The sequence below is a fragment of the Sagittula sp. SSi028 genome, assembly GCF_048553715.1.
Lineage (GTDB): Bacteria > Pseudomonadota > Alphaproteobacteria > Rhodobacterales > Rhodobacteraceae > Sagittula.
The window spans coordinates 1-12,785 of sequence record NZ_JBLZNC010000005.1; the positions used below are offsets into that span (position 1 = coordinate 1).

At 62.6% G+C, this 12,785-nt stretch carries 9 protein-coding genes and 1 pseudogene; 7 read left to right on the top strand and 3 right to left on the bottom strand.

The annotated features are described in order from the left end of the window. A pseudogene (locus ACN5AZ_RS10665) lies at positions 1 to 111 on the top strand (bifunctional methylenetetrahydrofolate dehydrogenase/methenyltetrahydrofolate cyclohydrolase); the annotation flags it as partial. A gap of 70 nt (positions 112 to 181) precedes the next feature. Here the strand turns inward: ACN5AZ_RS10665 and glyA are convergent. Continuing rightward, positions 182 to 1,465, bottom strand: a complete 1,284-nt coding sequence (glyA, locus tag ACN5AZ_RS10670) for a serine hydroxymethyltransferase (RefSeq protein ID WP_419428868.1) — start codon at positions 1,463 to 1,465, stop codon at positions 182 to 184. A 191-nt stretch (positions 1,466 to 1,656) separates the two neighbouring features. On the opposite strand from glyA, the gene ACN5AZ_RS10675 reads away from it, so the two are divergent. The 3 genes from ACN5AZ_RS10675 to nhaA all read left to right on the top strand — a co-directional run bounded on the left by ACN5AZ_RS10675 (position 1,657) and on the right by nhaA (position 5,150). Continuing rightward, positions 1,657 to 2,418 carry an NAD kinase gene (locus ACN5AZ_RS10675; RefSeq protein WP_419428869.1) on the top strand — a complete coding sequence of 254 codons (762 nt, stop codon included), beginning with the start codon at positions 1,657 to 1,659 and terminating at the stop codon, positions 2,416 to 2,418. A 146-nt stretch (positions 2,419 to 2,564) separates the two neighbouring features. Beyond that, on the top strand, positions 2,565 to 3,245 hold the full coding sequence (locus ACN5AZ_RS10680; protein WP_419428870.1) for a Hint domain-containing protein: 681 nt from the start codon (positions 2,565 to 2,567) through the stop codon (positions 3,243 to 3,245). A gap of 108 nt (positions 3,246 to 3,353) precedes the next feature. Further along, entirely contained in the window at positions 3,354 to 5,150 is a 1,797-nt protein-coding gene (gene nhaA, locus ACN5AZ_RS10685; RefSeq protein ID WP_419428871.1) for a Na+/H+ antiporter NhaA, read from the top strand. 35 nt (positions 5,151 to 5,185) lie between these two features. Here nhaA and prpE read toward each other — a convergent pair whose 3' ends face one another. After that, on the bottom strand, positions 5,186 to 7,075 hold the full coding sequence (prpE, locus tag ACN5AZ_RS10690; protein ID WP_419428872.1) for a propionate-CoA ligase PrpE: 1,890 nt from the start codon (positions 7,073 to 7,075) through the stop codon (positions 5,186 to 5,188). A 256-nt stretch (positions 7,076 to 7,331) separates the two neighbouring features. After that, the gene (locus tag ACN5AZ_RS10695; RefSeq protein ID WP_419428873.1) at positions 7,332 to 9,623 is read right to left on the bottom strand and encodes an NADP-dependent malic enzyme; all 2,292 of its coding nucleotides are present in this window, start codon (positions 9,621 to 9,623) and stop codon (positions 7,332 to 7,334) included. 257 nt (positions 9,624 to 9,880) lie between these two features. Between ACN5AZ_RS10695 and cdd the strand changes: the two genes are divergently transcribed. From cdd to ACN5AZ_RS10710, 3 genes are read left to right on the top strand one after another with little or no spacing between them, the layout of a single operon-like run. Beyond that, entirely contained in the window at positions 9,881 to 10,273 is a 393-nt protein-coding gene (gene cdd, locus ACN5AZ_RS10700) for a cytidine deaminase (RefSeq protein WP_419428874.1), read from the top strand. Continuing rightward, positions 10,273 to 11,562 (top strand): thymidine phosphorylase, encoded by a 1,290-nt coding sequence (locus tag ACN5AZ_RS10705; protein WP_419428875.1) that lies wholly within the window; start codon positions 10,273 to 10,275, stop codon positions 11,560 to 11,562. Before cdd ends, ACN5AZ_RS10705 begins: the two co-directional genes overlap by 1 nt. Beyond that, a complete protein-coding gene (locus ACN5AZ_RS10710) occupies positions 11,559 to 12,770 on the top strand; it encodes a phosphopentomutase (RefSeq protein WP_419428876.1) in 1,212 nt (403 codons plus the stop codon). Before ACN5AZ_RS10705 ends, ACN5AZ_RS10710 begins: the two co-directional genes overlap by 4 nt. The last annotated feature ends 15 nt before the right edge of the window (positions 12,771 to 12,785 follow it).

A 12,785-nucleotide genomic window follows, 5' to 3' on the forward strand; every position in this document is an offset into this window, starting at 1 on the left:
CCGGTCCCCGGCGGCGTCGGCCCTATGACCATCGCCTGTCTGCTGGCCAACACCGTCACCGCCTGCTGCCGCGCCAACGGGTTGACCGAACCGGACGGGCTGACGGCGTAACACTTTAAAACTTGCGCATATGAAAAGGGCGGGGAAGATCCCCGCCCTACGTCGTTTCAGTGCGTGCCGATCATGCGTCGGGGTAGATCGGGAATTTGGCGCAAAGCGCTTCGACTTCGGCTTTGACCTTGGCTTCGACCTCGGCGTTGCCGTCCTCGCCATTGGCGGCAAGGCCGTCGACCACTTCGATGATCCAGTCGGCGATCTGGCGGAACTCTGCCTCGCCAAAGCCACGGGTGGTGCCAGCGGGCGAGCCCAGACGGATCCCCGAGGTGACCATCGGCTTTTCCGGGTCAAAGGGAACGCCGTTCTTGTTGCACGTGATATGCGCGCGGCCCAATGCCTTTTCGGTGGCATTGCCTTTGACGCCTTTGGGGCGCAGGTCGACCAGCACCACATGGGTGTCGGTGCCGTGGGTGACGGTGTCCAGACCACCCTTGATCAACTGGTCCGACAGCGCCTGCGCGTTGGCGATGACCTGCTTTTGGTACGCCTTGAACTCGGGGCGCAGCGCCTCGCCAAAGGCCACGGCCTTGGCCGCGATCACATGCATCAGCGGGCCGCCCTGAATGCCGGGGAAGATGGCGGAGTTGAACTTTTTCGCCAGTGCCTCGTCATTCGTGAGGATCATGCCGCCGCGCGGGCCACGCAGGGTTTTATGCGTGGTGGTGGTGGCCACATGGGCGTGCGGGAAGGGCGAGGGGTGTTCGCCCGCCGCAACGAGACCTGCAAAATGCGCCATATCAACGTGCAGATAGGCGCCGACGCTGTCCGCGATTTCGCGCATCTTGGCAAAATCGATCTGGCGCGGGATCGCAGAGCCACCGGCAATGATCAGCTTGGGCTTGTGTTCGTTGGCCAGTTCCTGAACCTGATCGTAGTCAAGCAGGTTGTCCTGTTTGCGCACGCCGTACTGGATGGCGTTGAACCATTTGCCGGACTGGTTGGGACGCGCGCCGTGGGTCAGATGGCCACCGGCGTCGAGGCTCATGCCCAGAATGGTGTCGCCGGGCTGCAGCAGTGCGGTAAAGACACCCTGGTTGGCCTGAGAGCCGGAGTTCGGCTGCACATTGGCGAATTCGCAGTTGAACAGCTGCTTGGCGCGGTCAATGGCGAGGTTTTCAGCCACATCCACCCAGTCGCAGCCGCCGTAGTAGCGTTTGCCCGGGTAGCCTTCGGCATATTTGTTGGTCATCACCGACCCCTGCGCCTGCATGACGGCGCGGCTGACGATGTTTTCCGAGGCGATCAGCTCGATCTCGTTGCGCTGGCGGCCCAGTTCACCAGTGATGGAGGAAAAAAGCTCGGGGTCGCGGTCGGCGAGGCTTTCTGTGAAGAAACCTTTGGCGGACATGGTCTGATCTCCTGTCAGGATGGCTTTGCGCGGTGAAGTATCGCAAAGAAAGCCCGACGCAAAGGCGGCAAAACGACTATGCAGAATATTCTTGCGCCAGATCTGGCTCATTTGGGGTGAATGTGCTTCGATCCGCACGGTTCGGGGTGCACAGGAAACAGGCGTGCTCTCTTGTCGGCTTGGAGAATGCCATGTCTTTACGGATTGCCTTTTGCGCCTCGCGCGCGCCGATTGCGCAGGCGGCGGCGGCAGGATTGTCGCGGCGCTATGGCGATCATGCGGAAGAGGGGGCCGATGTGATCGTGGCGCTTGGGGGGGACGGCTTTATGTTGCAAACCCTGCATCGCACACAAGCCAATCCTGCGCCGGTCTACGGTATGAACCGTGGAACCGTCGGATTTTTGATGAACGAATATTCCGAACACGCGCTGGTGGAGCGTTTGCAAGCGGCAGAGGAAGCGGTGATCAATCCGCTGGGGATGCGCGCCCTGTGTGCGGACGGAACAGAGCACCGTGGCCTTGCAATCAACGAAGTGTCATTGCTGCGCGCCGGTCCTCAGGCGGCCAAGCTGCGGATCAGCGTAGACGGCAAGGTGCGTCTGCCCGAGCTGGTCTGTGATGGGGCCCTGGTGGCGACGCCCGCGGGGTCTACGGCTTATAATTACAGCGCGCATGGGCCGATTCTGCCGATCGGGGCGGATGTTCTGGCACTGACGGCGGTTGCCGCCTTTCGCCCGCGCCGGTGGCGAGGGGCGCTGTTGCCCAAGGCGGCAGAGGTCTGTTTTGACGTTCTGGAAGCGGAGAAGCGTCCGGTTATGGCGGAGGCGGACAGCGTCGCTGTGCGCGATGTCACGCGGGTGCATATCCGCTCCGAGCCGGGCGTGGCGCATCGGGTTTTGTTCGATCCCGGTCACGGGCTGGAAGAACGTCTGATCCAGGAACAATTCGTTTAGGGTCATCGGGCGGCTCTGTTTGCTAACGCAAAAGCGCCCGCCCGCCGACCCGTCCAGCGCAAAATAATATGGCTGTGAACCTCGGCTTTACGGGTTGCGTGAATAGTCCCCCGCAGATGGGCAGTTCGATACGCGGACTGTGATCAATGCGACACGTAAAGGGGGCTGATATGTGTTTCGTGGCGGGCTGCAACATTTCGACGCCGGGCGGTGGTCGCCCGATTGAGCATATTCGGGCGGGCGATCTGGTCGACACAGTAGATGGCCGGGTCGAGCAGGTGCTGTGGGCAGGGCTGTCGCGCATCCCCTTTGCCGAGCAGATGATCAACACGCGCAAACGGCCCGTGCGAATCGGACGTGGGGCCTTAGGGCCGCAAGTGCCGCAAAAGGCGGTTTTGATTTCACCACAGCATCGCGTGTTGGTCCGGTCGCGTCAGGTTTTGCGGATGCTTGGCAGCGCCGAGGCGTTTGTGCCTGCCTTGTCGCTGACCAGCCTGCCGGGCATTCGGGTCATGCCGCCCTTGCCAGAACTGGAGTACCTGCATCTGGCGTGCGCGCGACACAGTGTGTTGCTGGTCGAGGGGATCGGAGTAGAGAGCATTCTGCCGGAGCCGTCGACCCTGCAGGAGCTTGGGTCTGCGGAACGGGTCAGCGTGTCCGAGCAGATGGAATGGACCCCCTACAGCCTGCGGCCGGGCGATCACGCGCGCCCCGTTTTGTCCATGCGCAAGGCCGAAACCTTGGTCCAACGCTGTATGCGCAGCCGCATGCCGATGTATTTGCCGCCGGGCGCCCCCCAGCCGCAAGCGCGTGAAGCCGACGTTTGATATTCGGCGCATTGCCGAAAGTGACAGGGTTGTTCACGCATCGATTTGCCCCATCTTGCCTGATCAATCGGGTTAATAGCCCGGCGCGCGCATGATGGGGGCCGATAGATGGCACAAGAACTGAACTGCACCTATGTGCCGGACCGTGACTTTCTTCTTGATGGGGAAGGGAGCGTCGAAATCATCTGGTACGTGGATTACACCTGCCCGCACACGCGACGGGTGCGCGATATTGTCCGCCGGTCGCCTGCGCGGTTCGGGGCGCAAAGCACGGCGGTTGTGGTCCGCTTCATCCTGCCAGACCACGACGACGCCGGGGCCGAGCTGGCCATTCGCGCGGCGATTGCGGCCCACCAGCAAGGACAATTCGCCGAACTCCACACGGCCCTGTTCGAGGCGAAGCCGCCCTTTACGCAGGAAAGCATAGAGGAGCTGGCATCCGGTCTGGGACTGGACGTGGACCGGCTTCGCCGCGATATGCGCTCGGACGAGACGGACGAGAAGATTGATTTCGACCGGCGGGCCTTGGGCGATACATCCCATGTGCATATACCGCTGATCTTTATCGACGGGCGGTTTTACGAAGGGGCCTGGGCCGAAGATGCCATCATCGATGCCATCGAAAAGCCCCTTGGCGTGCGTCTGACGCTTGCGGGAAATGACTTCTTCCATTGGGCCGCATCGGCGGGGCTGGTGCTGATCCTTGCGACCATTGCAGCGCTGATCGTGGCCAATATCGGATTCCACGATGCCTATGAGGCCTTCCGCGAGACCGAGTTTTCGCTGAACTTTGGCGAGGCTGGCTTTGGCCTGCCGCTGGAGACATGGGTCAACGACGGATTGATGGCGCTGTTTTTCCTGCTCATCGGTGTCGAGATCAAGCGGGAAATCATTTTCGGCGAACTCAGCGATTGGAACCGCGCCATTTTGCCGATCATTGGCGCGGTGGGCGGGATGCTGGTACCCGCAGGCATCTATGTCGCGGTGAACTATGGCGGAGAATACATCCACGGCTGGGGCGTTCCCATGGCGACGGATATTGCCTTTACCCTCGGGATTATGGCGCTGCTGGGCTCTAAAGTGCCCACATCTTTGAAGGTGTTCGTGTCTGCTTTGGCGATTGCGGACGACCTCGGGGCAATTCTGGTGATCGCGTTGTTTTATGGGCACGGGTTCCATCTGGACGCCTTTTTGTGGGCGGTCGTGGTGCTGGCGGCCATGTTCGCGCTGAACTGGGGCAAGGTGTACAACCGCACGCCTTATCTGGTGTTGGGCGTGGCCCTGTGGTTCTTTGTCTATGAAAGCGGCCTGCACGCGACGCTGGCCGGTGTGTTGACGGCCGCAGCCCTGCCGTCACGGCGTCCCGCCGACGGGCGCAGTGTGGCCATGCAGGCCGCCGCCATTGTCGATGGCGAAGATGAGCCGGAACAGGTGGGCGATGCCGCCGTGCGCCGTCTGCAAAATGCGGTGGACCGACTGCGCGAGCCGGGGTTCCACCTGCAACAGGCTTTGGAAACCTATTCCAACTTTATCATCCTGCCGCTGTTTGCGTTCTTTAATACGGGGCTGTTGATCATCGGGTCGACATTCTCGCCGCTGGCACCAGAAAGCCTTGGCGTCATGCTGGGCCTGTACATCGGCAAGCCGCTGGGCATCGTTGGCGTGGTCTTTATCGCGACGCATCTGGGGTGGGCGCGCTTGTCGTCCGAGATCAGTTGGACGCAGATGATCGGGGCGGGATTCCTTGCCGGTGTGGGCTTTACCATGTCGATCTTTATAAGCTCTGCCGCGTTTGAGGGCAGCGAGCTGGAAAGCGTGAAACTGGCGGTGTTGCTGGCCTCGACGGCGGCGGCGGTCACCGGATCCTTGCTGTTGTGGTTCGCACCTAAGATCGGGTCAAACTGATTGGCGCAGGCCCACCGGATGGGCCTGCCCTGTGTTCAAGCCGCGTAGCCCAATCCCTGTAGGGCTGCGCGCACCTCGTCCAGAATGGCGGGATCGTCGATGGTGGCCGGCATCTTGAACTCGGCATTGTCGGCGATCTTGACCATTGTGGCGCGCAGGATTTTGCCCGACCGTGTCTTGGGCAGGCGATCCACGACACAGGCCAGTTTGAACGCGGCCACCGGCCCGATCTGGTCACGGACGAGGGATACACATTCCTGCACCACCTCCGCGTGTGGTCGGTTGCATCCTGCGTTCAGACACAGAAACCCCAACGGCAACTGCCCCTTGAGCGGGTCTGTCACGCCAATCACCGCGCATTCCGCCACATCCGCGTGAGAGGACAGGACCTCCTCCATCGCGCCGGTGGACAGGCGGTGGCCGGCAACGTTGATCACGTCATCGGTGCGCGCCATGATATAGACGTAGCCGTCTTCGTCGATCAGCCCCGCATCGCCGGTCTCGTAATATCCCGGAAAGCGGTCGAGATAGCTTTTGCGAAAGCGGTCTTCGGCGTTCCACAGCGTCGGCAGCGTTCCGGGGGGCAGGGGCAGTTTGGCCACGATCGCGCCCAGCTCACCTGCGGGCAGTTCGCGCCCCTCATCGTCGAGCACTTTCATCTCGTAGCCGGGCAGGGGCACCGTCGGGCTGCCGAGCTTGACCGGCAGTTCTTCGATCCCCAAGGGGTTGCAGATTGCGGGGTAGCCCAATTCGGTTTGCCACCAATGGTCGATGACCGGCACCTGAAGCTGTGTCTGCGCCCATTTGATCGTGTCGGGATCTGCGCGCTCTCCCGCCAGAAACACCTGTTTCAGGCAGCCGAGATCGTATTTGCGCACGAATTCGCCCTTTGGGTCCTCGCGTTTGACGGCGCGAAAGGCCGTGGGGGCGGTAAAGAACGTCTTGACCTTGTGTTCGGAAATCACCCGCCAGAAGGTGCCCGCATCAGGGGTCCCCACGGGCTTGCCCTCGAATACGATGGTGGTGTTGCCGTGCACCAGCGGACCGTAGCAGATATAGCTGTGACCCACGACCCAGCCCACGTCAGACGCGGCCCAAAAGACATCGCCGGGATCGACGTTAAAGACATTCTTCATCGTCCAGTTCAGCGCGACCAAATGACCGGCTGTGTGGCGCACAACGCCTTTGGGCTGACCCGTGGTGCCGGATGTGTACAAGATGTATGCGGGGTGATTGCCCTCCACCGGCACACAGTCTGCGGGTTGCACGCCATATTGGAAACCGTGCCAGTTCACGTCCCGCCCTTCGACCAGTTGCGCGACCTCTTGTTCGCGCTGGAATATCACGCAGAAGTCCGGTTTGTGGCTGGCCTGATCGATGGCCGCGTCAAGCAACGGTTTGTAATGCACCACGCGCCCCGGCTCGAGCCCGCAGGAGGCTGCGATGATGGCCTTGGGCGTGGCGTCGTCGATCCGCACCGCCAGTTCATGCGCCGCGAAGCCGCCAAACACCACCGAATGCACCGCGCCCAAACGGGCGCAGGCCAGCATGGCCTCCAGTGCTTCGGGGATCATGGGCATGTAGATGATGACGCGGTCGCCCTTTTCCACGCCCTTGGCGCGCAAAGCCCCGGCAAGCGATGCCACGCGGTTGCGCAGCTCGACATAGGATATTTCGCGTTTGGTTTGCGTGATCGGACTGTCGTAGATGATGGCGGTCTGTTCGCCGCGCCCCGCCTCCACATGGCGGTCGACCGCATTCCAGCAGGTGTTGACCATGCCATCGGCAAACCATTCGTACATGTGGTTGCCCAGATCGCTCAGCGCCCGCGTCGGCGGCGTGTCCCAATCGATCTGTTCGGCGGCCTGCGTCCAGAATGCCTCTGGGTCTGCGCGCCAAGCATCATAGACCTGTGAATAGCCCATGTGTTCCTCCCTTAATTCTCCTCACATCTTGGTTAGGATGTGACGTGGCGTCCTCGCAAGGGTGTTGGCGCATGACAGTGTCGAATAGCGCTTTACTTTGCGATTTCGCGGGGAGCACGGCTTGCAAAATTTTGCAAACCGGGAGGTTTTGTGGGGGTTTTCTGCGAAGTCACTGGGACTTTGCAAACTTGGCTTCCTGCCCTGCAAAGCGGGTGAGTCGCGGGGCCTGCCTTGGCCAGCCCCGCGCCTGTGTTCATCAGCCGTAGTGGCCCACCGGTGTGCCTGCGATGGCGGCCATGTTCAGCAGGCCGCGTGCGGTGATCGACGGGGTCACGATATGGGCGCGGTTGCCCATGCCCATCAGGATCGGCCCGACTTCCAGACCACCGGCCTTCATTTTCAGGATGTTGCGCGTGGCAGAGGCCGCATCCGACGACCCGAAGACCAGCACATTCGCAGCCCCCTGCATGCGGTTCGACGGCAGCAGACGTTCACGCAGATCCGGATCCAGCGCCGCGTCCACGTTCATCTCTCCCTCGTAGCAGAAGTCGCATTCCAGCGAATCGAGGATTTCCAGCGCCTCGCGCAGACGGGGGCCGGACCCTTCGGCCTGATTGCCAAAGGACGACTGCGAGCAGAAGGCCACGTTCGGTTTCAGGCCAAAGCGGCGCACGTGACGCGCCGCACCGCGGGCTGTCAGCGCCAGCTGTTCCGGCGTGGGGGCCTGATTGACGTGGGTGTCCGCGATAAACAGCGGCCCGTCCTCGAGGATCATCAACGACAGCGCGCCCTGCGGGTGATGCGCCTTGGTGCCCAGAACCTGACGGACGTAGTTCAAATGCCAGCGATATTCACCAAAGGTGCCGCAGATCAGCGAGTCCGCCTCGTCACGGTGCACCATGACCGCCCCGATGGCGGTGGTATTGGTGCGCATGACGGCCCGCGCCAGATCCGGTGTCACCCCGCGCCGCGCCATGATCTGGTGGTAGGTTTCCCAATAATCGCGGTAGCGCGGATCGTTTTCGGGGTTCACCACGTGGAAGTCCTGACCGGGGCGGATTTTCAGGCCGAAACGTTCGCAGCGGCTTTCCATGACCTCGGGGCGACCGATCAGAATGGGGGTTTCGGTGGTTTCTTCCAGAATGGCCTGTGCGGCGCGCAGCACGCGCTCATCCTCGCCCTCGGCAAAGACGATGCGGCGGGCGGCGGTGGCGGCAGCTTCAAACACGGGGCGCATCAGCATCGAGGATTTGAAGACCGAGGCGTCAAGCTGCTGCTTGTATGCCTTGATGTCCTCCAGCGGGCGCTCGGCCACGCCGGTGTCCATGGCAGCCTGCGCAACGGCGGTCGACACCACGCCGGACAGACGCGGGTCAAACGGCTTGGGGATCAGATAATCGGCGCCAAAGGTCAGCTGTTCGCCACGATAGGCCGCGGCCGCTTCGGCGCTGGTGGTGGCGCGCGCCAGTTCGGCAATGCCTTTGACGCAGGCGATCTTCATCTCGTCGTTGATCGTAGTGGCGCCCACGTCCAGCGCGCCACGGAAGATAAACGGGAAACACAGCACGTTGTTGACCTGATTGGGAAAATCGCTGCGTCCGGTGGCGATGATGGCATCCGGCACCGCCTCGCGCGCAAGGTCGGGCAGGATCTCGGGGTTGGGGTTGGCCAGCGCAAAGATCACCGGCTTGGCGGTCATTTTCTTGACGTGTTCGGGTTTCAGAACGTTCGGTCCCGACAGGCCAAGGAACAGGTCCGCGCCGTCGATCACCTCGTCCAGCGTGCGCTTGTCCGAGGCCTGGGCAAAGGCCGCCTTTTGCGGGTTCATATCCTCGGTGCGGCCTTCGTAGACCAGTCCGTGAATGTCGCACAGCCAGATGTTTTCGCGTTTGACGCCCAGTTTTACCAGCATATTCAGGCAGGCAATGCCCGCCGCCCCGCCACCGGTGGAGACGATCTTGATGTCCTCGAACCGCTTGCCGGCCACATGCAGCGCGTTGGTCGCGGCGGCACCCACAACGATGGCGGTGCCGTGCTGGTCGTCGTGAAAGACGGGAATGTTCATCCGCTCGCGGCAGATCTGTTCAACGATAAAGCAGTCGGGCGCTTTGATGTCTTCGAGGTTGATCGCGCCAAAGGTCGGCTCCAGCGCGCAGACGATGTCGGCCAGTTTTTCAGGGTCGGGCTGGTCGAGCTCGATGTCGAAACAGTCGATGCCCGCGAATTTCTTGAACAGGACGGCCTTGCCTTCCATCACCGGCTTCGACGCGAGCGCGCCGATGTTGCCAAGGCCCAGCACGGCGGTGCCGTTCGACACAACGGCCACAAGGTTGCCGCGTGTGGTGTATTTGCGCGCGGCGGTTGGGTCTGCCTTGATCTCGATGCAGGCCTCGGCCACGCCGGGAGAATAGGCGCGCGACAGGTCGCGGCCATTGGCCATCGGCTTGGTGGCGCGGATTTCCAGCTTACCGGGCTTGGGGTTTTCGTGGTAATGCAGCGCCGCCTCGCGGAGGGTATCCTTGGCGGTGTCTTGGCTTTGGTCGCTCATCGGGGGCCTCCGGTAAAGTTTGTTTAGCGTTGAACAAATGCGCAATCTGACGTGACGTCGCGATAGCAGGAGCCATAGGCGAATGCCAAGGCAGAGCAGACATGTCCGTGCAGAAAAGCCGCAAAAGGGATTAAATTTCCGTTCCCTTAAGCGATGGGCTGAACCGGGCAAAATTGCACAGGCCTTCCGTCGGGGGCGGGGTTGCAAATGTCGGGGCGGCTCAGCAACATACCGTGATCAAAATTCTGGAGTGTCCTATGTCTTTGGCTGATGCCGCACGCGCGGTGCGCGAAAACGCCTATGCGCCTTATTCCCAGTTCAAGGTCGGGGCCGCGCTGCGCACCCCGTCTGGTGCGATCTATGCAGGCTGCAACGTCGAAAACGTGGCCTACCCCGAAGGCACCTGCGCGGAAGCAGGGGCAATCGCGGCAATGATTGCTGCGGGCGAGACCGAAATCACCGAGGCCTATGTGATCGCGGACAGCCCCGCGCCCGTGCCGCCCTGCGGCGGGTGCCGCCAGAAGCTGCGGGAGTTTGCCAAGGGAGATGTGAAAATCACCATGGCAACGACCGATGGGAAAACGCAGGTCATCACCGTCACGGATCTGCTGCCGGGGGCGTTTACCAACGACCATATGGACAACGGCTGATGGACGCGCGCACGGTGATTGGCCGATTGCGGCGCGGCGAAGACCCGCAGCCGTCGGAACTGGCGTGGTTTGCGGCGGGGCTTGCCTCTGGCGGGGTGAGCGACGCGCAGGCCGGCGCCTTTGCCATGGGCGTGTGCCTGCGTGGGCTGTCTGATGCGGGCCGCGTGGCGCTGACGCTGGCCATGCGCGATTCCGGTGATGTTTTGAACTGGGATCTTGACGGACCGGTGGTCGACAAACATTCCACCGGAGGTGTCGGCGATTGTGTGTCGCTGGTTCTGGCTCCGATGCTGGCCGCCTGTGGCGTCTATGTGCCGATGATCTCGGGGCGGGGCTTGGGTCACACGGGCGGCACCCTTGATAAGCTGGAGGCCATTCCCGGCTATTCTGTGTCCCCGGACGAGGATCGCTTGCGTCGGGTGGTGTCGGAGGTGGGCTGCGCCATTGTCAGCGCCTCTGGCGATATCGCGCCTGCGGACAAACGTCTGTATGCGGTGCGCGACGTGTCTGCCACGGTCGAAAGCCTTGATCTGATCACGGCCTCGATCCTGTCCAAGAAGCTGGCAGCCGGTTTGCAGTCCTTGGTGCTGGATGTGAAATGCGGCTCCGGCGCATTTATGAAAACGCCCGAAGATGCGCGCGCCTTGGCGCAGGCGCTGGTCAGCACGGCCAATGCAGCGGGCTGCCCGACCTCGGCGCTGATCACCGATATGTCGCAACCTCTGGTGCCCAGCCTTGGCAACGCGCTGGAGGTGGAGCTGTGCATGCAGGTTCTGACCACGGCGCAAGGCGGGCCGCTGCGCGATCTGTGCCTGTCGCTCGGGGCGGAGCTGTTGCACACCGCTGGCATCGATGGCGGAACCGAGCGGCTGGAACGCGCGCTGGACAGTGGCGCGGCCGCCGAACGTTTTGGCAAAATGGTGCACGCGCTGGGCGGGCCGGTGGATTTTGTCGAGAACTGGCAAAGGCTTTTGCCCGAAGCGCCGGTCATCCGCGAGGTCACCGCACAGCAATCCGGCACGGTCAGCGCGATTGATGGCGAGGCCTTGGGCCTGGCCGTGGTCGATCTGGGCGGCGGGCGTCGGGTGGAAACCGATCCCGTTAATCCGGCTGTTGGCCTGACAGAGGTCGTGCGGCTTGGCGCCCAAGTGGAAAAGGGGCAGCCGCTGGCCCGCATCCACGCCGCGCGCGAAGAGCACGCCGATCAGGCCGCCGCTGCCGTGCGCGCGGCGATCACCTATGGTGCGCCCTGCGCGCAGCCCCCTTTGGTTCTGGAGCGTATCGGATGAGCCGTGCATTCTTGGTTGTGATGGATTCGGTCGGGATCGGTGGTGCGCCGGATGCGGCGGCGTTCTTTAACGACAGCCGTCCTGACACAGGGGCCAACACGCTTGGCCATATCTTCGACGCCTGCGCAAAAGGGGCTGCCGAGGAGGGGCGCGGTGGTCCGTTGCATCTGCCGCATCTGGCGGCTTTGGGGCTGTATCACGCCGCGGATCTGGCCACGGGCGACAGCCGCGCTGTGCTGCCTGCCGATGCGATCACCGGACGCTGGGGCGCCGCGACAGAGCAGTCCAAGGGCAAGGACACACCGTCGGGCCATTGGGAGCTCGCCGGCCTGCCGGTGCCATGGGACTGGCATTACTTTCCCGATGCGCAGCCAGCCTTCCCGCCCGAGCTGATGGCCCGCGTCTGCGAGATCGCCGGAGTGGAGGGCACGCTGGCAAATTGCCACGGGTCGGGGACGGTGATGATCGACCGCTTCGGGGCGGAGCATCTGCGCACTGGCCAGCCGATCTGCTACACCTCTGCCGACAGCGTGTTCCAGATCGCCGCGCATGAGGAACACTTTGGTCTCGACCGGCTGTATGCCCTGTGCGAGGCGCTGGCACCGATCCTGCACGGGATGAAGGTCGGTCGTGTGATTGCGCGCCCCTTTGTCGGCGAAGAAGGCAGCTTTGCCCGCACCACCAACCGGCACGACTACGCCATCACACCGCCCGCGCCGGTTCTGACCAATTGGGCGCAGGATGCGGGGCGCCATGTGCATGCCATAGGCAAGATTGGCGATATCTTTACCATGACCGGCATCGACAGCGTGGTCAAAGGCGCAGATGACGTTCTGATGGGGCATCTGTTCGACGCGGTGGACCAGCAGCCTGACGGGTCGTTCACCTTCGCCAACTTCGTCGAATTCGACTCGCTTTACGGCCACCGCCGTGATGTGTCGGGCTATGCGCGCCATCTGGAATGGTTCGATGCCCAACTGGGCGCGCTGTTGCCACGTCTGGGCGCGGATGATCTGTTGGTCATCACCGCAGACCATGGCAATGACCCGACATGGACCGGCACGGACCACACCCGCGAACGGGTGCCGGTTCTGGTGGCGGGGCAGGGTGCAGGCCCCTTGGGGCAGGTGGCTTTTGTGGACGTCGCGGCCTCGATTGCGGCACATCTGGACATACCGGCACAAGGGCCGGGAAGGAGCTTCTTGTGAGAGACCCGAACGAAC